Annotated in this window: 21 protein-coding genes; 15 read left to right on the forward strand and 6 right to left on the reverse strand. The window is 37.6% G+C overall.

What is annotated here, in order from left to right:
* Positions 1–9 precede the first annotated feature (9 nt).
* The 6 genes from priA to B9O19_RS10995 form a co-directional block, all read right to left on the reverse strand.
* Complete coding sequence (priA, locus tag B9O19_RS10970) at positions 10–2,457, reverse strand: primosomal protein N' (RefSeq protein ID WP_102366455.1); 2,448 nt, start codon at positions 2,455–2,457, stop codon at positions 10–12.
* A gap of 30 nt (positions 2,458–2,487) precedes the next feature.
* Positions 2,488–3,705 carry a bifunctional phosphopantothenoylcysteine decarboxylase/phosphopantothenate--cysteine ligase CoaBC gene (gene coaBC, locus B9O19_RS10975; protein ID WP_102366456.1) on the reverse strand — a complete coding sequence of 406 codons (1,218 nt, stop codon included), beginning with the start codon at positions 3,703–3,705 and terminating at the stop codon, positions 2,488–2,490.
* Between the two features lie 95 nt (positions 3,706–3,800).
* Positions 3,801–4,013 (reverse strand): DNA-directed RNA polymerase subunit omega, encoded by a 213-nt coding sequence (gene rpoZ / locus B9O19_RS10980; RefSeq protein WP_245862933.1) that lies wholly within the window; start codon positions 4,011–4,013, stop codon positions 3,801–3,803.
* A 2-nt stretch (positions 4,014–4,015) separates the two neighbouring features.
* A complete protein-coding gene (gene gmk, locus B9O19_RS10985; RefSeq protein WP_158648993.1) occupies positions 4,016–4,579 on the reverse strand; it encodes a guanylate kinase in 564 nt (187 codons plus the stop codon).
* Positions 4,572–4,850 (reverse strand): DUF370 domain-containing protein, encoded by a 279-nt coding sequence (locus B9O19_RS10990; protein WP_102366673.1) that lies wholly within the window; start codon positions 4,848–4,850, stop codon positions 4,572–4,574. The genes gmk and B9O19_RS10990 overlap by 8 nt, the downstream gene beginning before the upstream one ends.
* Before the next feature lie 13 nt (positions 4,851–4,863).
* Positions 4,864–5,748: a YicC/YloC family endoribonuclease gene (locus tag B9O19_RS10995; protein ID WP_102366458.1), complete on the reverse strand. Its 885-nt coding sequence runs from the start codon at positions 5,746–5,748 to the stop codon at positions 4,864–4,866.
* Between the two features lie 584 nt (positions 5,749–6,332).
* On the opposite strand from B9O19_RS10995, the gene B9O19_RS11000 reads away from it, so the two are divergent.
* From B9O19_RS11000 to B9O19_RS11070, 15 genes are all read left to right on the forward strand, one after another.
* On the forward strand, positions 6,333–7,043 hold the full coding sequence (locus tag B9O19_RS11000) for a C40 family peptidase (protein ID WP_102366459.1): 711 nt from the start codon (positions 6,333–6,335) through the stop codon (positions 7,041–7,043).
* Between the two features lie 92 nt (positions 7,044–7,135).
* Entirely contained in the window at positions 7,136–8,158 is a 1,023-nt protein-coding gene (gene holA, locus B9O19_RS11005) for a DNA polymerase III subunit delta (protein WP_102366460.1), read from the forward strand.
* A gap of 47 nt (positions 8,159–8,205) precedes the next feature.
* The gene (locus B9O19_RS11010; protein WP_102366461.1) at positions 8,206–9,654 is read left to right on the forward strand and encodes an alpha-amylase; all 1,449 of its coding nucleotides are present in this window, start codon (positions 8,206–8,208) and stop codon (positions 9,652–9,654) included.
* 118 nt (positions 9,655–9,772) lie between these two features.
* Complete coding sequence (locus B9O19_RS11015; RefSeq protein WP_158648994.1) at positions 9,773–10,369, forward strand: RNA polymerase sigma factor; 597 nt, start codon at positions 9,773–9,775, stop codon at positions 10,367–10,369.
* 124 nt (positions 10,370–10,493) lie between these two features.
* Positions 10,494–12,467: a zf-HC2 domain-containing protein gene (locus B9O19_RS11020; protein ID WP_158648995.1), complete on the forward strand. Its 1,974-nt coding sequence runs from the start codon at positions 10,494–10,496 to the stop codon at positions 12,465–12,467.
* Positions 12,468–12,629: 162 nt separating this feature from the next.
* A complete protein-coding gene (locus B9O19_RS11025; protein WP_102366464.1) occupies positions 12,630–13,763 on the forward strand; it encodes an Mbeg1-like protein in 1,134 nt (377 codons plus the stop codon).
* A gap of 441 nt (positions 13,764–14,204) precedes the next feature.
* On the forward strand, positions 14,205–17,963 hold the full coding sequence (locus B9O19_RS11030) for a phosphoribosylformylglycinamidine synthase (RefSeq protein WP_102366465.1): 3,759 nt from the start codon (positions 14,205–14,207) through the stop codon (positions 17,961–17,963).
* A 15-nt stretch (positions 17,964–17,978) separates the two neighbouring features.
* Entirely contained in the window at positions 17,979–18,788 is an 810-nt protein-coding gene (locus B9O19_RS11035; RefSeq protein ID WP_102366466.1) for a purine-nucleoside phosphorylase, read from the forward strand.
* Positions 18,789–18,799: 11 nt separating this feature from the next.
* Positions 18,800–19,258 (forward strand): S-ribosylhomocysteine lyase, encoded by a 459-nt coding sequence (locus B9O19_RS11040; RefSeq protein ID WP_102366467.1) that lies wholly within the window; start codon positions 18,800–18,802, stop codon positions 19,256–19,258.
* A 12-nt stretch (positions 19,259–19,270) separates the two neighbouring features.
* A complete protein-coding gene (locus B9O19_RS11045; RefSeq protein ID WP_102366468.1) occupies positions 19,271–20,491 on the forward strand; it encodes an amidohydrolase in 1,221 nt (406 codons plus the stop codon).
* Positions 20,492–20,521: 30 nt separating this feature from the next.
* The gene (gene purE / locus B9O19_RS11050; protein ID WP_102366469.1) at positions 20,522–21,022 is read left to right on the forward strand and encodes a 5-(carboxyamino)imidazole ribonucleotide mutase; all 501 of its coding nucleotides are present in this window, start codon (positions 20,522–20,524) and stop codon (positions 21,020–21,022) included.
* A gap of 45 nt (positions 21,023–21,067) precedes the next feature.
* A complete protein-coding gene (gene purM, locus B9O19_RS11055) occupies positions 21,068–22,105 on the forward strand; it encodes a phosphoribosylformylglycinamidine cyclo-ligase (RefSeq protein WP_102366470.1) in 1,038 nt (345 codons plus the stop codon).
* The gene (gene purN / locus B9O19_RS11060; RefSeq protein WP_102366471.1) at positions 22,099–22,692 is read left to right on the forward strand and encodes a phosphoribosylglycinamide formyltransferase; all 594 of its coding nucleotides are present in this window, start codon (positions 22,099–22,101) and stop codon (positions 22,690–22,692) included. Before purM ends, purN begins: the two co-directional genes overlap by 7 nt.
* A 21-nt stretch (positions 22,693–22,713) precedes the next feature.
* Positions 22,714–23,427, forward strand: a complete 714-nt coding sequence (locus B9O19_RS11065; protein WP_102366472.1) for an IMP cyclohydrolase — start codon at positions 22,714–22,716, stop codon at positions 23,425–23,427.
* Between the two features lie 57 nt (positions 23,428–23,484).
* On the forward strand, positions 23,485–24,663 hold the full coding sequence (locus tag B9O19_RS11070; protein ID WP_102366473.1) for a phosphoribosylaminoimidazolecarboxamide formyltransferase: 1,179 nt from the start codon (positions 23,485–23,487) through the stop codon (positions 24,661–24,663).
* The last annotated feature ends 210 nt before the right edge of the window (positions 24,664–24,873 follow it).

A 24,873-nucleotide genomic window follows, 5' to 3' on the forward strand; every position in this document is an offset into this window, starting at 1 on the left:
TCCTCCGTTTTAACTCATATTAATTGGATTGATATCAATAATCATAGTAGTGTTTTTGTTTTTTTGAATATGGGTATTATTGATTTCATGGAGAATATCCAGAGATAAATCAGCGTCCCTGACCTTAATTAATATTCTGTATCTGTAATCCCCTTTAATTCTCTGAATAGGCGCAGGCATAGGATGAGCCAGTTTAATTATATTATTGTGGTTGTCATCGGAATTTTTAACAAATTCAAAAACAGAACTGATTTCAGATTTTACAATATCTTCTGTTTTTCCCTGAACCAATATACTTATTATGTCACAAAACGGCGGATAATTCAAGCGTTTTCTGAATTTTATTTCATTTTCATAAAAACCAATATAGTCATGAGTTTTAGCAAACTCAATTGTAGAATTCTTTGGTTGGTATGTCTGCACGACTGCCCGGCCAGGAATATCCCCCCTGCCGGCACGCCCGCAAACTTGTGTGAGAAGTGAAAAAGTCCTTTCATTTGCTCTGAAGTCATCAACTCCAAGAGAGGAGTCTGCGGCAAGTACTCCAACAAGGGTGACGTCAGAAAAATCTAATCCTTTTGTTACCATCTGTGTGCCAAGCAAAATATCTGCTTCTCCATTTTTAAATTTATTTAATATCGCTTCATGACTTCCTTTAGTTGAAGTGGTGTCACGGTCCATTCTTAAAATTTTTGCCTCCGGGAAAAGCCGCTTCAGTTCGTCTTCAATTTTTTGGGTTCCAGTGCCAAAAAATTTAATATGCTTTGAGCCGCATTCAGGACATACGGAAACATTCCTGATAGAATATCCGCAGTAGTGACAAACTAAACTGTCGCTGTTCATATGATAGGTAAGAGGAATACTGCAGTTTTTGCATTCCATTACATATCCGCACTGTCTGCATGAAACAAAGGTGTTATAACCGCGTCTGTTCAGAAAAAGTATAGTCTTTTCATTTTTTTCAAGATTTTTACGAATTTCAAACTCCAGTCTATTGCTTATCGGAGACATATTATGGTAATTAAATATTTCACTTCTCATATCAACAATTTCAACAGACGGCAGGGAGTTGTCATTATATCTGTTATTCATTTCAAACAGCTTGTAATCTCCAAGTGTTTTTGCATGATAAAAACTATCGACAGAAGGGGTAGCGGAAGCCAAAATCAAAGGAGCTCCGTTTGCCGAAGCTCTGTATTCAGCAACCTCCCGTGCATGGTATCTCGGATTGATTTCAGATTTATAGCTGTTTTCATGTTCCTCATCAAGAATTATCATTCCGATATTTTCAAGAGGAGCAAATATTGCGCTTCTAGCGCCGACAACAACGTCTACTTCATTATTTTTTATTTTGTTCCATTGGTCAAATCTTTCTCCATACGATAATCCACTGTGTATTACAGCGACTCGTTTCCCGAAACGGCTGACGAATCTTTCAACCATTTGAGGAGTCAAAGAGATTTCAGGCACAAGCATTATTGCTCTTTTTCCATCTTCAATACATTTTCGTATTGTTTGAAGGAAAATTTCTGTTTTGCCGCTTCCAGTGACGCCTCTGATAAGTATCTTTTCGTGTTTGTTCTCGTCCAGAAGATTATCTATATAATCTATTATAGGTTTTTGTTCATCAGTGGGTTCGTATTCATTTGTTACAATATAATCAGACTCGTCATATACTTCACGTACCTTCTTTTCACTGTATATTTCAACAAACCCTTTTTCGGTTAATGCGGCGAGAGAGCTGTAGTTCCCGTCAGACAATGCTATTATCTCCGAAGTCGTCAGTTTTTCACTGTCTGCTAAAGCTAAAAGCATATTGCCTTGAACATGAGCATGTTTCTTAAAAAGCTCATCAGCGGCCGCATAAGCTTCATCAGACGATATTTTAAGCTTGACTATTCTTATTGTAAGCTCTCTGATTGAATCGCTTATTTTTTCAGATATAGATATAACTTTTTTGTCTGCCAAAGAATTAAGAGAACGGTGATAAGCGGGGGAAGAAACAAGTTCACCAAGGTGGTCATATTCCATAATCCCGTCATTTTGAGTTAGTATATCAACTATTTTCTTTTGAAATTCTGAAATACCGGCTGTATCAGCGTTTTGGAGACTTACCCACCTGCGTATCACAGTTTTCATTTTCGGCGGCACTATAAGCTTAAATGCGCTGTAAAACGGACACAAATACCTATTTTGCATCCACACGCAGAGACTAAGAAGTTCCTTAGAGCAAACCGGCTTAGTATCAACTACTGATTTTATTCTTTTTAGCCTGGTAAATTGGCTGCTTTGCGAGATACCGACGATTAGTCCTTCAACGGAATTATTATATAGACCAAACGGCACCAGGACGCGGATACCGACTTTTACAGCGTCTTCTAATTCTTTTGGAACAATATAGTCAAAAGAACGGTCGATTATATGTTTAGGGCTTATTAATGCAACCTGTACTATCATATGCCTTACCACCAAATTATTCTATAATATTTATTTGCTTTTATTAATTGATAAAGCTTTGTCAAGAATTATATTTGACAGCTCAAATTTATCCATTAGAGGAAGTTCGCTTATGTTTCCATATCTATCAATTAACGACGCCACATTAGTGTCAGTACCAAACCCGGCGCCTGTAGTTTTTAAATTATTTGCGACTATGAAGTCAACGTTTTTATTTACGCATTTTTCAGAAGCATTTTTGATTAAGTCCTCGGTTTCCATAGCAAATCCGACAATCGTTTTTTTATCATCGAATTTTTCGCCAAGTTCCTTTAAAATATCCGGATTTTTGGATAAAGCTATACTCATATCATTTAGATTTTTTTTCTTTATCTTATTTTCTGATACGGCAGACGGTTTAAAGTCTGCCACAGCTGCGGCCATTATTATTATATCTGCACTTTCTGACTCGTTGATTATACTACTCCTCATTTCATCGGCAGAGGAAACGTCAATAGTTTTGATTCCAGTGATAGGTTCACATGAATTATGTCCGGCAACCAGTGTAACTTGTCCGCCTCTTAGCATTGCGGCTCTAGCAAGAGCAAAACCCATCTTTCCGGTTGAATGATTTGTTATAAATCTTACAGGGTCAATTTTTTCCTGAGTTGCGCCGGCGCTGATAACAATCTTTTTGCCGGTTAGGTCTGCGGAATCTAAAAGCGCTAATTTTGCGATGTTTTCAAATATAACGTCAATTCCGGCTAATTTTCCGTTTCCAGTATCGCCGCATGCCAGGCGCCCGCTTTCGGGCATAACAAAATGATAGCAATGATACTTTTCACTCAATTTTTTTATATTGTCCTGCACAATTGGATTTTCAAACATATTTGTATTCATGGCAGGAGCTATGAGCACAGGAGCTTTTGTTGCCATAACCGTAGTCGTCAGCATATCATCAGCGATACCTCCGGCGATTTTTCCGATGATGTTTGCAGTACACGGAACTATAGCAAAAACATCGGCGGCTTTTGCCAGGGATATGTGTCTTATTTCCCATGATTTTGGCTCGTCAAATGTATCAATTGCCACCGGATTGCCTGAAAGGGACTGAAAGCTCAGCGGAGCTACAAATTCTACAGCTGATTTTGTCATTATAACTTTGACTTGGGCGCCGGACTTTACAAGCTTTGAAGTAAGCTCAAGGGCTTTGTATGCCGCAATTCCACCGGTAACACCCAATACAACAGTTTTGTTATCAAGAAGCATAAATATCACCTACATAAAATAATTTATAAAAATCAAGCCCACTCGGACTGCCAGTGCTGGTTCAGCCGGTGGGCGGTTATTCAAATAACGTCAGTTTAAAGACTTCCGATATCCGGCGTTGGGATATAGTTGAGCTTATCCTCATAAATTTCTTCAGCCGCTATAGATACCTCTTTGTTTGACGGAATATCAACCATAGGCTGTTTTCCCTCTGTCAGCTGTCTTGCGCGTTTAGCGGTTTCAATAGTCAGCAAGTATCTGCTGCCGGTTTTTTCAACCATTTCAGTAATAGGCGGTTTTATCATCATAATTAATCTCTCCTTTTATTTAATATACTTAATATTTCATCTGATGCGTCTTCTACAATTTTATTTACTACAACATAATCATATTTATCTTTTTTTGTAAGCTCCCATTTTGCAGCATTTATCCGGTCTTCAATTTCCTCAGGAGTTTCTGTATTCCTACCGATCAGCCGTTCGCGAAGTACATCTATATTTTCGGGAGCAATAAAAATATATACGGCTGACGGATATTTCTCTTGAAGATTCAATGCGCCCTGAACATCAATTTCCAAAAGCACATCTTTTCCTTCATCCAATTTTTCATTAACATATTTAACAGGAGTGCCGTAGTAGTTATCGTTATAGACTGCCCACTCCATGAATTCGTTATTATCAATCATCCTCTTAAATTCATCAACAGATTTAAAAAAGTAAGTTTCACCCTCAATATCGCCGTTTCTAGGAGCTCTTGTGGTAGCAGATATTGACGGAACAATGTCTGAATTATCAGCTAACAGTTTTTTTAGCACTGTTCCTTTACCAACACCGGATGGGCCTGAAACAACGATTAAAAGACCTCTTTTATTCATCGTCATCACCGCCGTCTTCAATGTTTTCATCACCGGATTTCGGTTCTGCCCTTCCGGCGATAGTTTCTGTTTGTATAGCCGATAGGATAATGTGGTCGCTGTCAGTAACAATAACTGACCTAGTGCGTCTTCCGCAGGTTGCGTCAATTACCATACCGCGTTCTTTTGCTTCCTGAATAATTCTTTTTATCGGCGCGGAATCAGGGCTTACAATTGCTATAACCCTTGAGCCTGATACAATGTTTCCAAATCCAACATTTATAAGTTTCATATTAGCCTCGCTTTTATTCAATATTTTGTATCTGTTCTCTTATCTTTTCAATTAATGATTTCATTTCTACAACAATTTTTGATAAGTCTATATCATTGCATTTTGAACCAATAGTGTTGGTTTCTCTGTTCATTTCCTGAACTATAAAGTCAAGTTTCTTTCCTATTGGTTCTGATGAATTAAGAGCGTTTTTAAATTCTTTGATATGGCTTTTAAGTCTGACAGTTTCTTCATCAACGGCAACTTTATCAGAAAAAATTGCGACCTCGGTTAAAATTCTGCTGTCATCTGCTCCGCTTTCCAGCTCAGATAATGCGTCGCGCAGTCTTTTTTCAAGTCTTTCTTTATATTTAGTTATAGTTTCAGGAGAAAGTTTTTCAACTTTTTCAACTTCTGACGACAGAATATTTAAATGTTCTAAAATGCTGTTGTTGAGCCTGCTTCCCTCGTTAATACGCATATTCAAGAAATCTTCAAGAGCAGCGTCCAGCGCGGTATTTATCATATTTAAAATTGCTTCTTCATCAATTTCTTTGTATTGAACTTCAAATATATCAGAAAGCGAGCACATGGATGACATTGAAATATCATCTTTAACACCAAAATCGGATAATTCACGCAAATTATTTATGTACGATTCTGCTAGAGGAAGATTTATTTTAACCTCTTTGCTGTCATCATTGATTTTATTTATGGAAACATAGACTTCTATTTTACCTCTTGAAATATTCTGAGATAATTTTGCACGTATGCTTTCTTCAAGAAAACTATAAATTCTCGGAGTTTTTATAGTATAATCAGCATATCTGTGGTTGACGGACTTAATTTGGATTTTAACTTCATATAAATCGTCAAATGTCATTTCGGCTCTGCCAAAACCGGTCATACTTTTTATCATAATTCTACCTCATAACAAATTATTTTTACAGCTTGATTTATTAACAAGAATATAGTATAATCTAAATAAATAAAAATTATCTTGTATATTACAGTATAAATTATCATTATTTTGCTTATCTATCTTTTAATTATACCATATTTTTTATTGATTGCCAATAGTTAAGAAGTGTTGTAATGAAAATGTAACATTAAAATAATATATATGTAATTATAATGTAATTAAATTGTTAATGTATTATTCGGATTAAATTGGCAATTCACGGGAAAATAAAGCATTGTTAACAATTTGTTAACAATTTTAGCAAACGCCTGATATGACGTTGTTATAGATGTATTAATATTCAATAAATTGGGCAGTTTCTTCAATTATAGCCCCTAATTCTATTGACAGATTTTCGGAAAAGCGGTATAATCGTCACATAGTTTCAAAAGTTAAACGCAGAAATTTGGCCGTATAAATGTTATTTGGCCGGTCTTATTTTTGTTGCTTTTTGAAACTGATAGTCAAAATTTATGCAGAAAGGGGTTGTGGTTTAGAATAGCGCATAGACGTATATTCGAAATTTTTGGAGGTTTTTTGTTTTGAGTTTTGGAAAGAGTTTTAGAAGAATTGTTGCAACACTATTAGTATTGATGACAATTTCTACTTTTATAATACTACCTACATATGCCGATTACGATGAGATCGATGAACCGGCTCAATACTATGGTGTTGTTCAAGTCTCAACACTTAATGTTAGACAAAGCGCATCAATGGACGCCGGTGTAATCACCACGCTTCCGTATGGTACAAGAGTTAGAGTTAATTGGATTGAACCCGGCTGGGTTTGCGTTGCATATAATAATGATGGACTTATTGGTTATGTTTCAGCTGACTATCTTTCTGTTTACGACGGAACGATACCTGAAGCAAGTGAAGGCGGTCAGGCTGTTTGCGATATAGCGGCACAGTTCCTTGGGGTTCCATATGTATGGGGCGGCACTTCACCTAACGGATTTGACTGCAGCGGATTGGTTCAGTATGTATATGCACAGTTAGGATTTAAATTGGCTCGTGTAGCTGACGACCAAATGAAAGAGGGTATTCCTGTTTCAAGAGATCAGTTAATGCCTGGTGATATAATTGGATTCAGCAGTTCAGGTCTTGGCGGATATGCTTCTCATATCGGAATATATGTTGGTGACGGAATGATGATTCACGCGCCGCATACAGGCGATGTTGTTAAATATACCAGTATTAATTCTGATTATTATGCTTCGCGTTTCGCTGGTGCAAGAAGAATTATTTATTAAGTTTAATATTAAGACGAGGGCGACCTAATAGGCCGTCCTTTTTGTTCATGAATTATATTAATATAATATAAGTTTATTTAGGAGAGTATAACATGACGATTGAGGAGTTAAACAGAGCGATTAAGTCTTATACTATACCGCGGGTATTTTTCTTTTTTGGTGAGGAGACATATTTGCTGGAAAATAAAATAAAATCTATAAAGGATAAAATTGTCCCTAAAGATTTAGTAAGTTTTAATTTTTCATATTTAAACTCGGATAAGATAACACCGGATGAAATAATTGAAGCTGCTGAAATTTTTCCTCAGGTTTCGGACAGGCGTCTTGTTGTTGTGAAAAACAGCGGTTTGTTTTCTAATCTGACGACAGGTAATTTTAAAAGTATTAAAGAATATATATTAAATCTTCCGGAATATGTATGCTTGATATTTTGGGAGGATGGGTTTGATCCTAAAAAAGTTAAATCAATGAAGTTTATTGAAGAATGCGGCGGCGGGATAGTAAATTTTGAATACTTGCCGGTAAACAAACTTGAAGTTTGGGCTGAGAAACAGCTTGAAAAAGCAAACAAAAGAATAATTGCCCGGGATTTAAGTTACTTTGTAAGAATATCAGGTCAGTCTTTGACAAAGTTAAGCCAGGATATAAAAAAATTGATTTTGTATTTGGGTGATGAGCGTCATAAGGTAACAAGGGATGATATAGACGCAGTAGTCACGAAATCTGCAGAGGTTCAGGTTTATGATATATTTAATAAAAACATTATAGGCGGACGCGGAGATAAAGCCAAGGAGCAATTGAAACATTTAAAAACTGATAATGTTTCACCTACTATGGTAATGAGTATTATTTTAGACCAGTTATATGAACTGCTGATGTGCAAGCTGTTAAAACAGGATGGTATGACAGCGGGAGAAATGCTTGAATACTTTGACAGGCGCCCTCCGATTTTTGCAGTAAATAAAGCTATTGATAATGGTATGAGATATAGTGAAAGTTATTTGAAAAAAATGGTCGATAAAGGTTTGAAATATTCAATTGATATGAAGTCAGGCAGGATGGGACAATGGGATGCTGTCGAGCTTTTTGTATCTGAATTAATAAAAAAAGATTAAAGTCTATGTATTTAATAATATAAATATATTGGCAGGGGGTGAATATAATGGAAAATGGCGTTATAATGCAGTATTTTGAATGGTATCTTCCGCCTGACGGAAACCATTGGAATAGATTAAAGAATGATGCAAAACATCTGTCTGACATAGGAATAACTGCCGTGTGGCTTCCTCCGGCTTATAAGGGAGCTAACGGAATATTTGATGTTGGATACAGTGTTTACGATATGTATGATTTAGGGGAGTTTGACCAAAAGGGGTCGGTTTCCACTAAGTATGGGACTAATAAGGAATATATTGAAGCTGTAGATGAGCTTCATAAATATGGTATTGATGTTTATGCGGATATAGTTTTCAATCAAAGAATAGGTGCTGACGGAACAGAGATTGTCCGGGCTATTGAGGATAACCCGCAAAACAGAGAACAGCAGACTTCAGGTATTGAAGAAATTGAAGCATGGACGAGATTCGATTTTTTAGGAAGAAATAATACATATTCGGATTTTAAATTGGATTGGAAGTGTTTTCACGGCGTAGATTATGATGAGAGAACAAAAAGAAGTTCAATATTTTTGTTTGAGGGTAAACACTGGGACGAAAATGTTGACAGAGAATTGGGTAACTATGATTATTTGATGGGGGCTGACACCGATTTTGATTATCAGCCGCTTAAACAAAGTTTATTTGATTGGATTGATTGGTATGTCGATACAGCAAATATTGACGGTTTTAGAATTGACGCAGTAAAACATATAAAATTTGAATTTTTTAAAGAGTGGCTGTCTTATATAAGAAACAGTAAAAAAAGAGAATTTTTTGCAGTTGGTGAATATTGGAGCAAGGATTTAGCCAGGCTTCAAAACTATCTCGGAATTTGTGAGAATGCTATGTCTCTGTTTGATGTTCCGCTTCATTTTAAATTTTTTGAGGCTTCAGCCAGTGACGGAAATATGGATATGTCAAAGCTTCTAGATGGAACTTTAGTGTCGTCTGAGCCGACAAAAGCTGTAACTTTTGTAGAAAATCATGATACCCAGGAGGGTCAGGCGCTCCAGTCTGCGGTTTTAAATTGGTTTAAACCTTCAGCATATGCTGTCACATTGCTGCGTAATGAAGGTTATCCCTGTATATTTTATGGAGATTATTATGGTGTTCCATCCCATAATGAAAAACCATTCATGGATATTTTGGATAAGCTTTTGTGGTTAAGAAAAGAAAAAGCTTTTGGTTCTCAAAACGACTATTTTGACGACTTTGATGTGGTTGGATGGACAAGGGAAGGCGACGACGAACATATAGGAACCGGACTTGCGGTTTTGATTACTGATAAGCGGGGCGGTGTTAAGAAAATGTATATAGGAAAAAGACATGCGGGAAAGATTTTTTATGATTGTATAGGAAATTGTGCTGATACTGTAACAATTGATAAAGAAGGTTATGGTGTTTTTGAAGTTTCTGACGGTTCCGTTTCGGTTTGGATATTAAAAAATGAATAATATACTAAAAAATCTTTGTTAATTTTGTTCATAATATTTGACAAAACTCTTATAATGTGTTATTCTAAGTAGCGGTATAAGCGGATACGGTTTAAACCGTTTAATTGGAGGTGAGGGTTTGGCGGACGAACTAAAGCTGATTAAAAAAGCGCAAAAAGGTGACGTTGAAGCTTTTGAGAAGATTATTACTGAGTATCAGTCTATTATATATAATATAGCTTTTAGATTTGCCGGAAATGCTGAGGATGCGGCCGATATGTCGCAGGAAGTTTTTCTGAAAATGTTTAGAAATATAAACTCGTTTCAATTTAAGTCAAAGCTCTCAACCTGGATTTATAGAGTTGCAACAAACACTTGCCTGGATCAAGTGAAGAGAAAAAATCGGAATAATCCTGCTTATTCATTAGATGACGGGTTTGAGGACGGCGACGGAAGCTTTTTCTCAAATGAAATTGCAGATGATTCTCCCACACCTGATGAAGTTATTGAACAGGCTGAAATGAAAGACGTTATAAACCAGGCAATATCAGAATTGCCTGATGATTATAGAACTGTTATTATATTAAGAGATATACAAGGGCTTTCCTATGATGAGATTGCAGAGATAATTGAATGTTCTGTTGGTACCGTTAAATCAAGGATTAGCAGAGGAAGAAGAAATTTAAGAGAAATTTTATCTAAAGACAGGGAACTTTTTGATAAGTATTTCGTCTAACAAAATGTAGACGGATATATGTCTGAATATACAATATATTGGATTTTATTAATTGAATATTTCAGTGTATATTTTTGTATATTCGTTCAATTTTACTATAATGTATATAGGAAGGAGGGGTATAATGTCAGATTACGAAAAGGATGATGAGCTTCGCCGTAAGTATGGTGAGGTTATGGACAGTATTGCGGACGATATTCGTCAGATAAATGTAAACAAATCTGAAAAGATTGTTCTTGACGAAAAAGCTGATGATATTTCCGAAAATACCGAAGATATTTTAAGCGGATTTGAATCTGCCGGCGGAAGCGATGCTATCGAAAACAACGATGTGAAACATGATTATTCTGACAATAAATTTTTGGAGAGTATAAGCAGAATCGATTTTGACAATCCAGACGAAGTATTGCGGAGTATTGATTCTGGAAATGATGAATTTAAAAATTTATCAGACTTTAACGAACCGGATTTTGATGCCCCGCATTACAGTGTCCCTAATCTTGATAATAATGTGTCAGGAGTTTTGGAGTCGAATGATGAATTTGATATTCCTGAGGATTATCCTGATACTTTGAGTTGTGATGAATGTGTAGATTTATTGTATGACTATTTGTCTGACTCAACTGATGATGTTGAAAACATGTCTATAAAAGCTCACCTTAGAAATTGTGAGATGTGCAGGGTTGAGCTTGATGATATAAGAGATATGATTGGCGTTATGAGCAGTTCGCCGAGGTTGACTCCTCCGGCTGACTTGATATCAAGTATTCATAGTGAACTGGTATCTGCGGCTCCGGAAGTCAAGTACGAATATGAAGTTATTAAAGCAAGCGGAGTTTTAGGCGCCGGTCCGATTGATAAATTAACAGCGGCATTTGAAACAGCGCGGCATAAAGTTGACCATTTTATAAGACATGCAAATTGGAGGATTCTTGCTCCGGCGGCACTTAGCGCTGTTTTGGTTGTAGGCGTGGCTTCAAGCGGCTTATATCAAGTAATGAAGTCTTCTGATGAAGTATATGATTTTTCTGATAATGCCGCTATAGAGAGTGCAAAAGCTACTGCTAAACCCAGCGCCAGCGGGCTTGACGATTATGTTGGAGGAAGAGCGTCAGAATCTTCGCCAAGAACCACATCGGCTCCCAGAGCGTCTTCTGTTCCCGGAAATTCAACTTCACCGAGAACTACAGCTAGGCCATCAGCCGGAAGTTCTTCAGGGCTGAACATTGGTTCAAGTACTCCGAGCAGCAGTTCTTCTAATAAATCTACATCGTCTAGCACATCTGGCAGCGGAAGTACAAATAAAAATACGACAAAAAGTAATTCTAACAGCGGTAGTTCAAATAAGTCAAATACTTCCAGCTCTACAAATAAAAACAACACAAGCAGCTCAAGCAATAAAAATAATACGGCTGCGGCAACTCCGGCTCCTAAAGCTTATGTTACTCCGAAGATAATTTTGCCGGATATTACGTCAGCTATGACACAAGGAACACGCTCAGGACAGGATAATAATTTAGTTATACCTGAAAATCCTGCGCCTGAAAAGTTTGAATATACTCCCAGTGACGATTCAGGAGGTCAGGAGGAAGCAAATCAGCCTCAAACTCAGAATGAGTCCAACGATACAAATATTCCGAATACTCCAGCTGCTGAAACATCGGGCGGAGGAGGCGGAAGCGCAGCGGAATCAACAGCAACTCCGGAGCCTACTGAGAATCCAAAACCTACGCCTGAGGCTACTCCCGGTGCGTCGGCTCCAGTAGCAACACCTTCTATTACTGCAGAACCAAAACTGGGCAGAAATAGTAAGGGAGAAACTAAAGCATTTGCAGATAAATCAGAAAATATGGACGATGCCTCTGTAGTGAGCTGTGAGATTAAAGATAAAGCGGTATATGACGTTCTTATGAGTTCAGCGCTTGCTAACTGTTCAAAGATTGATGAGAACGGCGAGGTAACATTATACTTTACCGGCTCTGAATATATTGCATTTACTGATTTCTTAAAAGCTAACGGTTTAGAATATACTTTAGTTGTTCTTGGTAATAATGATGATGTAAAAGTGCTTGTCACAGGAGTAAACGTGACAGAATAATATGGTTTATAAAGGAATGGTCATTTGTGCTATTCCTTTTTTATTGGATTTTTTTGTTAATATATAATTTACAAAAAGTTTTTGTCTGTTAAATAGATTTTTATATTTTTATTGGGTATAATTATAATATTAAAATATATTAAAAATTGGGAGGCGGATAAAGTGGGAAATATTATATCTTACGTAAAAGAAAATGGTTTTCTAACTTTTGACGCTATGGACTTTAATGAGGTTGACAGCCTTGTTTTGTCACAGCTTTCATATCTTTGCTTTGATAGTTTTATAGAAAGTGTTCCTAAATTTGATATAACATTTAAGAATTTAGCGGAAAAAGAAAATAGGAAAGAGTTATTTAAAAATATTCGTACTCCGAAACAAAATCATAGACTGCTTGACGCAGTTGCGGAGAGTGAGCGGTTTGGAAACATTGGTATTGGAATTTATGTCAATGAAATAGAAAAAGAAATAGAAAAACAATTTTCCGCTGTAACTTTCAAATTATCATCAGAGAAATATTATATAGCATTTCGCGGCACGGATAAAAGTCTGATTGGCTGGAAAGAGGATTTTAATATGTCTTATCTTAAAAACGTTCCGGCTCAGGATTCCGCTCTCTGTTATTTTAAATCTGCTGCTGAAGAGCTTGACGGCGTGTTCATATTGGGCGGGCATTCTAAAGGAGGAAATTTGTCCGTCTATGCTGCGGCTAATGCTGATGAAGACGAATTTTTGAGAATAGAAAAAATATATAATCATGATGGGCCGGGATTTAGAGATGATACTTTAAGCCAAGAAAAAAGGTCTAAACTTTCGGATATAGTTTTGAAAACGGTACCTAAAGCGTCTGTTGTTGGACTCATGCTTGAAAGTGATTCAAAATATAAAGTAGTATTCAGCAAGTCCTTAGCCTGCAATCAGCATAATCCGTTTACATGGTCGGTTAAAGCTGATAGTTTTGTATTCATAAAAGAAACGGATATGTTTTCGAGATTTTCTAAAACTGCTGTTGATAAATGGCTTGAGAATAATGATGATGAAACTGTGAGCGGTCTGATTAATTATGTATATGATTTGATTAAGGCGACAGGAAGTGATACTGTGGCTCAGTTAATAAAAAATTGGAATAAAAATATAAGACTTATTTATAATGAAATAAAAATTTCGGATCCGGAGCTTAAAAAGTTAGCAGTCAAGGCTCTGCATGATTTTATAGTAATTTTTAAGGATATTTTAAAAGGGAAAAGAAAATATAGTGATGCGAAAACTTGTTCTGAAGTCAGTATATCAAGCAAATAAATTCAGGGGCGTTTAATTCATATTTGAATTAGACGCTTCGTTTTTATATTAACTATTATAATATGCTTGTGGTTCGCAGTCAATGAATAAAATTTATGTATTAAAAGTTAGTTTATTTGTGTGTATACGACTTTATTTATTGTTTATTATAAAATATCTTATTATTGTTTTTCTAAAAACATACTTTTTGTATTAGTTTACATAAGCATTCAATTTGCATCCCGTTATGTTACGTTTATAGCACAATTTGTTATTATTGCTTATTTTTGATTGAAATTTTAGTTAAAAATGTCAGCGTATAATATATCTATTTTAATGCTGCAAAAATAATTCAAGAAAAACTGCGTATAAGATTGACAAAAGATAAATTTATGTTTAAAATACTATATGTATGTAAAATTATAAAATATTATGACAATTCTGCTGAAAAGGAGCTTTTGTATGAGTATAAAGAGACTGTTTGTAGAAAAGAAAAAAGGTTTCGATATAGAGGCCGAAGAGCTTAAATCTGACCTTGTTGAAAATTTAGGTCTGAGCGGCCTTACCGGTGTTCGTGTTATAAACCGTTATGATATTGACGGTATCAGCGATGAAGAACTTCAAAAGGTGCTTCCCAGTGTTTATGCGGAACCGCAGGTAGACAATGTTGAATTTGAAAATATAGAAATACCAAGCGGTGATAAATATTTTGTTTCAGAATACCTGCCGGGTCAGTTCGACCAAAGAGCCGACAGTGCGGCACAATGTACTCAGATAATGACAGAAGGTGAAAAACCGGTTGTCAGAACCGCTAGAATTGTTATTTTGTCAGGTGATATTAGTGATGATGAGTTAAAGGCTGTTCAGGAATATTGTATCAACCCTGTTGAGTCGCGTTTGGCGTCTATGGAAAAGCCGGATACCTTAGCCGACAACCTTGAAGAGCCGGCTGACGTTATGATTGTTGACGGTTTTATAGATATGAATGATAAAGAGCTTGAACAGATGATTGCAGATTTGGGTCTAGCAATGGACTATGATGATATAAAATTCTGTCAGGACTATTTTAAAAATACTGAAAAAAGAAATCCGAGTTTGACAGAGATACGTATGATAGACACATATTGGTCTGACCATTGCCGTCATACAACATTTTCTACAAAACTTAATAATGTTAAAATTAAAAATGAGTTTATTAAGTGTGTATATAACGATTACCTGGAATCAAGAAAGTTCGTATATGGTGAACGCAAAAAGAATATCTGTCTTATGGATGTTGCTACTATTGCCGCTAAAGAGTTAAAAAAACGCGGTATACTAACCGCTCTTGATGAGAGTGAAGAAATAAACGCCTGCTCAATTGAAGTTGAAGTAAAGATGACTGACGGTACCAGTGAAGACTGGCTGGTTATGTTTAAGAATGAGACGCATAATCACCCGACTGAAATTGAGCCGTTCGGCGGCGCTGCAACCTGTCTCGGAGGCGCTATCCGTGACCCGCTGTCAGGCCGCTCATATGTCTATCAGGCAATGAGGGTTACAGGTGCGGGCGACCCGAGAAAAACATTAAAAGAAACAATGGAGGGTAAGCTTCCTCAGCGCAAACTGGTTATTGGAGCTGCTGAGGGCTATAGCTCGTATGGAAACCAAATAGGTCTTGCTACAGGCGGAGTAACCGAAATATATGACGAGGGATATGTTGCTAAGCGTATGGAAATCGGCGCTGTAATTGCTGCCGCTCCAAAGAAAAATGTTATACGTGAAGTTCCTGAACCTGGAGATGTGGTGATTTTACTTGGCGGAATGACAGGCCGTGACGGCTGCGGAGGAGCTACCGGCTCGTCAAAAGCCCATGACAGTTCGTCTTTAGAGACCTGCGGCGCTGAAGTACAGAAGGGTAATCCGCCGGTTGAGAGAAAGCTGCAGAGATTATTCAGAAAGAATGAAGTTACCACACTGATAAGACGGTGTAATGACTTTGGTGCCGGAGGCGTTTCGGTTGCCATTGGCGAGTTGGCTGACGGACTTAATATAAACCTTGATAATGTGCCTAAAAAATATGAGGGTCTTGACGGAACAGAGCTTGCTATTTCTGAGTCTCAGGAGCGTATGGCTGTTGTTGTAAGAGCTAAAGACGCTGAAAAGTTTATTGATGAAGCTGATAAGGAAAATCTCGAAGCTGTAGTTGTAGCGGAGGTTACTGAATCGCCCCGCCTGGTTATGAACTGGCGCGGTGATGTTATATGTGATATTTCAAGGGAATTCTTGAATACCAACGGCGCTGAAAAAAATGCTGATGTTGAGATTGCGGTTGATAATTTCTCGTCCGATATGTTTGAATTTGAAACAAAGGGCAATGACTATAAAGAGAAGATTCTAAATTTAATGAGTGACCTGAACGTATGCTCACAAAAGGGTCTTGTTGAGAGATTTGACAGCACTATTGGAGGAAACTCCGTGTTTATGCCGTATGGAGGAAAGTATCAGCTTACGCCGCAGCAGAATATGGTTGCAAAGATTCCAGTGCTGGGAAATGAAACCAATACTGCAACTGTTATGTCTTATGGTTATAATCCGAAAATATCAAAAGCAAATCCTTTTATGGGCGCTGTTTATGCGGTTGTGGATTCGGTTACTAAAGCTGTATGCGCCGGTGCGGATTATAAGGATATTTATTTAACGTTCCAGGAGTATTTTGAAAAACTTGGAAACGATCCAAAGAGATGGGGAAAACCTCTTGCGGCGCTTCTTGGCGGTTATTATGCCCAGGAGAGTTTGTCTATGGCGGCAATAGGAGGAAAGGACTCAATGTCGGGTTCTTTTAATGATATTGACGTTCCGCCTACACTTGCGTCATTTGCAGTTGCGCCGCTTGACGCTTCAAAGGCTGTATCCAGTGAATTTAAAAATGCCGGAAACCTGGTATTTTTGGTTAAGCCTAAGTATGACGAAAATAATCTGCCTGATTTCGATAGTTTAAAACAGCTCTATGATATGTTATACATGATGATTTCAGACAGTAAAATTAATCTGATAAAGAGTGTTTATGCTGTTGGATACGGCGGTGTTATGGAAGCCGTTTGCAAGATGGCGATGGGAAATAAACTAGGGTTTGAATTTACCGAGTGCTGCGATAAGTCTGAATTGTTTAAGGCTTTATACGGAAGCGTAATTATTGAAGTTGACGGATTAAAGGCAAACGGTTCTTTGGGCGGTATGCTTGAAACTGTTAAGCTGGGTCATACAACAGACGACGGCGTCATAAAGATTGAAAATGAAAGTATAAGTATTGATGAGATTGTTTCAGCATGGCAGAAACCTCTTGAAAGCGTTTATCCAACAAAGTCAAAATATGAGGATGCTGGAATGAAAAAGTTTGACTGTTCTGAGAGAAATATTTCTGTGCCGGCTGTAAAGGTTGCTAGACCAAAAGTGTTTATTCCGGCTTTTCCGGGCACGAATTGTGAGTATGATTCCGCCCGCGCTTTTGAAAGAGCGGGAGCGGAAGCTGATGTTCAGATTTTCAGAAATCTGAAACAGTCACATGTTGAAGAATCTATCGAAAGATTTGTGAAATCTGTCAATGAAGCGCAGATTATAATGATTCCCGGCGGTTTCAGCGGCGGAGACGAGCCTGATGGTTCTGGTAAGTTTATTAAAGCGGCTTTTGAAAATGAGAAGTTAAAAGAAGCGGTTATGGAGCTTTTGAATAATAGAGACGGATTGATTCTTGGTATTTGTAACGGTTTTCAGGCGCTTATAAAGTTAGGGCTTGTTCCGTTTGGTGAGATAAGAAAGATAGACGATACCTGTCCTACACTGACATTTAATACTATAGGAAGGCATGTATCTCAAATTGTGTCGACTAGAATTTCGTCTGTAAAATCTCCGTGGCTGTCTGGAGTTAATTTGGGCGAGATACACCAGATTGCAGTATCCCATGGTGAGGGCAGATTTGTTGCCAGCCCGGAAATAATCGCGGAAATGGAAAAGAATGGTCAGATTGCTACACAGTATGTTGATTTTAACGGTGAACCGACTTATGAGATGCCGTATAATCCGAACGGTTCTTATTATGCTATAGAAGGTATTACAAGTCCTGACGGAAGAGTGTTTGGTAAGATGGGTCATTCTGAGCGTATCGGGGAAAATGTTTATAAAAATATAACCGGTAATATAGACCAAAAAATATTTGAAAGCGGAGTTAAATATTTTAAATAGTATAAGGAGAAAACCATGTCATATTATGAAGCGTCCGAATTCCTTAAAACAAAGACTAATATAAGACCTAAAACGGCGGTAGTTCTAGGGTCGGGTTTGTCAGAACTGATTGATATGGCAGAAGTAGATACAATCATACCATATTCTGAAATACCCGGGTTTCCTGAGTTAAATAATACTTATCATAAATGCCGGTCTGTTTTTGGAAAACTTTCAGGAAAAGATATATTGATTATGCAGGGAAGAATCCACTATTATGAGGGATTTTCAATGCAGGAATTAGTTTTTCCTATACGAATGATGAAGTATCTCGGTATAGAGACGGTTATTTTGACTAATGCCAGCGGAGCTATAAATACTGATTTTGTTCCTGGTGATTTAGTTATGATTGAAGACCATATTAAACTAGGTTTTGATTCTCCTCTTCGCGGCAAAAATCCCGATGAGTTTGGAGAAAGATTTTTTGATATGTCAAACGCATATACATCCGGTCTTAAAGAATTGGCTCTAAGCGCTGCTGAGAAAGAAAACATTAATCTTAAAACAGGTGTTTACGGATATATGACCGGACCTCAGTTTGAGACTCCTGCTGAAATTAGAATGCTGAGGATAGCGGGCGCTGATATTGTTGGTATGTCAACGGTTCCTGAGGTTATCGCCGCTTGTCATTGCGGTATCAAAGTCCTGGGATTATCGGGAGTATCAAATATGGCGGCGGGAATTGAGAACGGCGGGTTCAATACAGAAGTAATTGAAAATGCCGAACCGGTGTTTAGTGATAAAGTTAAAAGGCTGATTGAGAGAATTATTTGTGATATAAATTAGGAGATGATGATATGGACAGAATTGCAAGTTTCAGCGTTGACCATAGAAAAATAAAACCATGCGTATATATATCTAGAATAGACGGAGATATAACAACATATGATATGCGTATGAGAAAGCCGAATACTGGAGACCTTTTAAGCAATTCAGCGCTGCATTCACTGGAACATATGTTCGCTACTCTTATCAGAAATTCGGAAATCAGCGGCGACGTTATATATTTTGGGCCTATGGGCTGCCAAACCGGATTTTATCTGCTTATTAGAAATGCTGATAATCAGCAGGTCATTGATATAATAAAAGAAACTTTAAGAAATATAATTATATATGACGGAGAGATGCCGGGCGCCAGTGAGATAGAATGCGGTAACTATAGAAATTTAGATATGAATCTGGCGAAAGTTGAAGCTGAGAAATATTTAGAAGCTATTAAAGATATAGGCGTTGACGATTTGGTATATGAAACCTGAGGAGAAATAATAATGGGAAATATTTTGATTAAAAATATTACTGCTGTAACAATGTCAGACAGCTCAGGAGTGATTGAGAACGCTTATATTGTTATAAACGGAAATCTGATAGAGTATATAGGAAAAGAAAAGCCTGAGACAGAAGATTTCGATTATGTGATAGACGGAGAGAATAAAGTTGTTATGCCGGGGCTTGTAAACACACATACTCATTTAGCGATGACTTTGCTTAGAAGCTATGCTGATGACATGAATTTGCAGGATTGGCTGTTCAACAAGATTTTTCCGTTTGAAGATAAGCTCATGGCAGACGATATTTTAAAGGGCAGTGAAATAGGCGTTGATGAAATGCTCGCCGGAGGAACCACTTGTTTCAACGATATGTATATGTTTCAGGCTGAAACGGGCAGAGTTGCGCTGAAAAAGGGAATACGAGCAGTTTTGAGCGACTGCGTGAATTTTGACGGCTACGATAGAAAAGTTAAACTAATGGAAACAATGGCTGAAGAGTTTAAGAATGAGGATTTAATAAGCTTCACTTTCTCACCTCATGCTATCTATACATGTAGTTTTGACGTGCTTAAAAAGTGTTCGGATTATGCAAAATCTAATGATATGAGTATTCATACTCATTTGGCGGAGACCCAGACGGAGTTTGACGACTGTGTTAAAGAGCGCGGTATGACGCCAACTGAATACATGGAAACAACGGGTATTTTTGACAGCCCTACTATTGCGGCTCATTGTGTGTGTATGACGGATAATGATTTAGAAATATTAAAAAAACATAATGTAAGCGTTGTGCATAACCCAATAAGCAATTTAAAGCTTGCTTCAGGAGTCGCTCCTATAACTAAGATGATTGATATGGGGATAAATGTGGCTCTGGGGACTGACGGAGCGTCCAGCAATAATAGCTTGGATATGTTTGAAGAAATGAAAGTTGCTGCTATTTTGCATAAGGGTATCACCCTAGACCCAACTGTTATGAATGCCTGGACAGTTTTGAAGATGGCTACGGTAAACGGTGCTAAGGCGCTGGGGTTTGATAATTTGGGAGTTTTAAAACAAGGATATTTGGCTGATATGATTATACTTGATTTTAACTCTCCTCATCTTATGCCGAATAATAATACTGTTTCAAATTTAGTTTACGCAGCAAAATCAAGTGACGTTGAGTATACTATTGTAAATGGAAAATTAGTATATAACCGTCAAACAAAAGACAGATAAATATTTTTTATAAATCAGGAGGAATTAGGTATGGCACAAGTAGCAATTGTTATGGGAAGTAATTCGGATTTGCCGGTAGTTCAGGGAGCGATTGACCAGCTTAAAAGCTTTGGGGTTGATTTTGAGGCTCATGTTATTTCAGCCCACAGAACACCTCAGCGTGCTGAGGAATTTGCTAAATCAGCAAAAGAAAACGGTGTTAAGGTTATAATCGCAGCTGCCGGAAAAGCGGCGCACTTGGGCGGTGTAATCGCTGCTTATACTACTTTGCCGGTTATAGCACTTCCAATAAAGTCTTCGTTTATGGACGGGCTTGATTCACTTTTATCAATGGTTCAGATGCCAACAGGTATTCCTGTAGCGACTGTAGGAGTGAATGGTGCGGATAATGCAGGTATACTTGCAGTTCAGATGCTGGCTGTTTCAGATTCAGCGCTTGCAGAAAAGCTTGACAAGTTTAAGGCGGATATGGCTAAAGCGGTAGAGGAGAAGGATAAAAAGCTTCAAGACGAACTTTTAAACAAAGCATAATAAATTATTTTACTTAAAGATAAAAATCTATTTGGAGGATATGTGATGAGCGAAGCATATAAAAATGCAGGGGTAGATGTTGAGGCAGGGTATAGGTCTGTTGAACTTATCAAAGAACATGTAAAGAGAACAAATATTCCGGGTGTATTATCCGGTATAGGCGGATTTGGCGGTCTGTTTGAGTTGGGCGGCGAATATAAAAATCCGGTATTGGTATCAGGAACCGATGGAGTTGGAACAAAACTGAAACTGGCTTTTATTATGGATAAACATGAAACTGTAGGTCAAGATTGTGTAGCTATGTGTGTTAATGATATTGTCTGCGGAGGAGCAAAGCCTTTGTTTTTCTTGGATTATATTGCGGTAGGAAAAAATATTCCTGAAAAAATCGCCGATATTGTAAAGGGCGTTTCTGATGGTTGCGTTGCCGCAGGATGTGCGTTGGTAGGCGGTGAAACCGCTGAAATGCCGGGATTTTATGACCCGAGTGAATATGATTTGGCAGGGTTTTCTGTTGGTATAGTCGATAAAGAAAAAATTATCGATGGAGAAAATATTAAACCGGGCGATGTAATAATCGGTATTCAGTCTTCCGGAGTTCATAGCAACGGCTATTCTCTTATCAGAAAAGTATTTAATATAGATGACAGTTCTGAATGCGCCGAGGCTTTAAAAGCTTATGATGATGAGTTGGGATGTTCTGTCGGTGAAGCTCTTCTGGCTCCTACAAAAATTTATGTTAAGCCAATGCTTGCGGCTATTGACGCTGTTGATGTCAAAGCGGTTTCACATATCACTGGCGGCGGTTTTTATGAGAATATACCTAGAATGTTGAAAGACGGCACTAGAGCAAAAGTATATAAGGAAAAGTTTGAAGTATTGCCTATATTCAAGAAAATTCAGGAGAAGGGCGGAATATCAGAGCATGATATGTACAATACTTATAATATGGGTGTTGGCATGATGTTTGTTGTACCTGAAAGTCAGGCCGAAGAAGCTGTTAATGCTGTTAATGCAGCAGGCGAAAAAGCTTTTGTAATCGGAGAAATTACTGAAGGCGAAAAGGGTGTAGATATATGCTGAGAATAGGTGTTTTGGTTTCAGGCGGAGGCACAAATCTACAGGCGATTATCGACGCAATATCAAACGGTAAAATAACAAATGCGGAAATTGTTACCGTGGTTGGTTCGAGACCCGGAATATACGCGCTTGAAAGAGCAAAATTAAACAATATACCTTCTATTGTTATTTCAAGAAAAGCATTTAATTCATTGGAGGAGCATGATACTGCGGTTTGTGAACATATGAAGTATTGTGATGTTGACTTGATTGTCATGGCGGGTTATTTGAGCATTGTCGGTGACAAGCTCATAAACGAATTTAATAATAAAATAATAAATATTCATCCGTCTCTTATCCCATCGTTCTGCGGTCCGGGATTTTATGGACTTAAAGTGCACGAAGCCGCACTTGAACGCGGCGTTAAGATAACCGGGGCTACTGTTCATATCGTAAATGAAGTATGCGACGGGGGGCCGATATTGCTTCAAAAAGCTGTAGAGGTTAAACCCGGCGATACTCCGGAAGTGCTGCAGAAGAGAGTAATGGAAGAAGCTGAGTGGGAAATATTACCTAAGGCTATAGATTTGATTGCGAACGGAAAAATATAAATTTTGGAGGCTAATCTGATTATGAAAATTATTGATTTATCCCAAGAATTAAAAGAAAATACATATCCCGGCAGGGGAATTATTGTCGGTAAATCTCAGGATGGAAAGAGTGCGGTTTGCGCTTACTTTATAATGGGCAGGAGCGCTAACAGCCGTAATCGTGTATTTGTTGAAGATGGAAACGGAATCCGCACAAAAGCTTTTGACGAATCAAAACTGGAAGACCCGTCCCTTATAATCTATGCCCCTGTAAGGGTTTTGGGTAATAAGACAATTGTCACAAACGGCGATCAGACTGATACAATATATGAACTTATGAATAAACAGATGACCTTTGAACAGGCGCTTAGAACAAGGGAGTTTGAACCTGATTCTCCAAACTATACCCCTAGGATTTCAAGTGTTATGAAAGTGAGCGATGGGGATTATAACTATGCTATATCCATCTTAAAAAGTGCAGACGGCGACCCTTCTTCATGTCAGAGATACAGCTTTGCTTATTCAAATCCTATAAATGGAATCGGTCATTTTATCCATACGTATAAATGTGATGGAAACCCGCTTCCAAGTTTTGAGGGAGAACCTAAAAAAGTGGAAATACCTAATTGCATTGATGAGTTTTCAAAAATGATTTGGGAGAGCCTTAATGAGGATAACAAAGTTTCTTTATTTGTTAGATATATTGATATAAAAAGCGGCAAAACCGAGTCGAGGATAATAAATAAAAACGTATAACTGTATACGTGAAAGATTTTAGCAAACTTTGTATTCAATTTAGGAGGAAGATAAAGTATGAAAGAAATGGAACTAAAGTATGGGTGTAATCCTAATCAAAAGCCTTCGCGCGTATATATGGAAGACGGCAGTGAGCTTCCGATTACAGTTCTGTGCGGAAAGCCGGGCTATATAAATCTTTTGGACGCTCTAAACGGTTGGCAGCTTGTAAAGGAGCTTAAAAAGGCTACAGGGCTTCCGGCGGCTACATCGTTTAAGCATGTGTCACCGGCAGGAGCCGCAGTTGGGCTTGAGCTTTCCGATACGCTTAAAAAGATTTATTTTGTTGATGATACTATTCAAATGACTCCTTTGGCTAATGCTTATGCGAGGGCGAGAGGTGCGGACAGAATGTCTTCGTTTGGAGATTTTATTGCGCTTTCTGATATTTGTGATAAGGCTACCGCTCAATTGATCGCAAAAGAAGTGTCGGACGGAGTAATTGCTCCCGGATATGATGACGACGCTTTGGAAATTTTGAAAGGCAAGAAAAAAGGAAATTATAATATAATTCAAATAGATAAAGATTATATTCCATGCCCGATCGAAAAGAAACAGGTTTATGGAGTTACTTTTGAGCAAGGCAGAAACGAGCTTGACATTAATAAGGAACTTTTGTCAAACGTTGTCACAGAGAATAAAAATATTTCAGAATCACAGCTTCGTGATTTGATGATTTCACTTATTACTTTAAAATATACACAATCTAACAGCGTATGTTATGTTAAAGACGGACAGGCAATCGGTATAGGCGCAGGTCAGCAGTCTAGAGTTCACTGCACAAGGCTTGCCGGAAACAAAGCCGACGTATGGTGGCTGAGACAGGCTCCTCAGGTTTTAAATTTAGAGTTTGTTGACGGTCTGAAAAGGGCTGATAGAGATAATGCGATTGACGTTTATATTTCTGACGAGTATATGGATGTTTTAGCTGACGGCGTATGGGAAACCCGATTTAAAACAAAACCTCCGGTGTTTACAAAAGAAGAAAAGACAGAATGGCTGAAAAAGAATACAGACGTTTCACTCGGAAGCGATGCGTTTTTCCCATTTGGAGATAATATAGAAAGAGCGCATAAATCAGGTGTTACGGCTATTGCACAGCCGGGCGGTTCTATCAGAGATGACAATGTTATAGAAACCTGTAATAAATATGGTATGGCTATGGCGTTTACAGGTATACGCTTGTTCCACCATTAATATTAATAAATAATTAGTTGTTTAGAAATTGTTAAAAGCATTTGTACAATGTATAGAGTGTTAAAGGTTGTACGAAAAATATTTATTATCTTTCGAAAAAATTGGAGCATTACTTATATTAATGTTTTGTTTAGAAGTTTGTTGTATATAATTGTTTTTAACAGTGTATTAAAAAATTTTGTATTTAGTGATTTACGGCATAGTCAAAAG

The organism is Monoglobus pectinilyticus, from assembly GCF_002874775.1.
Classification (GTDB): Bacteria; Bacillota; Clostridia; order Monoglobales; family Monoglobaceae; genus Monoglobus; species Monoglobus pectinilyticus.

What these genes read in the sequence shown, in the direction of transcription:
- priA (WP_102366455.1), bottom strand. Translation starts at nt 2,457, where the DNA reads ATGATAGTACAGGTTGCATTAATAAGCCCTAAACATATAATCGACCGT.
- coaBC (WP_102366456.1), bottom strand. Translation starts at nt 3,705, where the DNA reads ATGCTTCTTGATAACAAAACTGTTGTATTGGGTGTTACCGGTGGAATT.
- rpoZ (WP_245862933.1), bottom strand. Translation starts at nt 4,013, where the DNA reads ATGATGATAAAACCGCCTATTACTGAAATGGTTGAAAAAACCGGCAGC.
- gmk (WP_158648993.1), bottom strand. Translation starts at nt 4,579, where the DNA reads ATGAATAAAAGAGGTCTTTTAATCGTTGTTTCAGGCCCATCCGGTGTT.
- B9O19_RS10990 (WP_102366673.1), bottom strand. Translation starts at nt 4,850, where the DNA reads ATGAAACTTATAAATGTTGGATTTGGAAACATTGTATCAGGCTCAAGG.
- B9O19_RS10995 (WP_102366458.1), bottom strand. Translation starts at nt 5,748, where the DNA reads ATGATAAAAAGTATGACCGGTTTTGGCAGAGCCGAAATGACATTTGAC.
- holA (WP_102366460.1), top strand. Translation starts at nt 7,136, where the DNA reads ATGACGATTGAGGAGTTAAACAGAGCGATTAAGTCTTATACTATACCG.
- B9O19_RS11010 (WP_102366461.1), top strand. Translation starts at nt 8,206, where the DNA reads ATGGAAAATGGCGTTATAATGCAGTATTTTGAATGGTATCTTCCGCCT.
- B9O19_RS11020 (WP_158648995.1), top strand. Translation starts at nt 10,494, where the DNA reads ATGTCAGATTACGAAAAGGATGATGAGCTTCGCCGTAAGTATGGTGAG.
- B9O19_RS11030 (WP_102366465.1), top strand. Translation starts at nt 14,205, where the DNA reads ATGAGTATAAAGAGACTGTTTGTAGAAAAGAAAAAAGGTTTCGATATA.
- B9O19_RS11035 (WP_102366466.1), top strand. Translation starts at nt 17,979, where the DNA reads ATGTCATATTATGAAGCGTCCGAATTCCTTAAAACAAAGACTAATATA.
- B9O19_RS11040 (WP_102366467.1), top strand. Translation starts at nt 18,800, where the DNA reads ATGGACAGAATTGCAAGTTTCAGCGTTGACCATAGAAAAATAAAACCA.
- B9O19_RS11045 (WP_102366468.1), top strand. Translation starts at nt 19,271, where the DNA reads ATGGGAAATATTTTGATTAAAAATATTACTGCTGTAACAATGTCAGAC.
- purE (WP_102366469.1), top strand. Translation starts at nt 20,522, where the DNA reads ATGGCACAAGTAGCAATTGTTATGGGAAGTAATTCGGATTTGCCGGTA.
- purM (WP_102366470.1), top strand. Translation starts at nt 21,068, where the DNA reads ATGAGCGAAGCATATAAAAATGCAGGGGTAGATGTTGAGGCAGGGTAT.
- purN (WP_102366471.1), top strand. Translation starts at nt 22,099, where the DNA reads ATGCTGAGAATAGGTGTTTTGGTTTCAGGCGGAGGCACAAATCTACAG.
- B9O19_RS11065 (WP_102366472.1), top strand. Translation starts at nt 22,714, where the DNA reads ATGAAAATTATTGATTTATCCCAAGAATTAAAAGAAAATACATATCCC.
- B9O19_RS11070 (WP_102366473.1), top strand. Translation starts at nt 23,485, where the DNA reads ATGAAAGAAATGGAACTAAAGTATGGGTGTAATCCTAATCAAAAGCCT.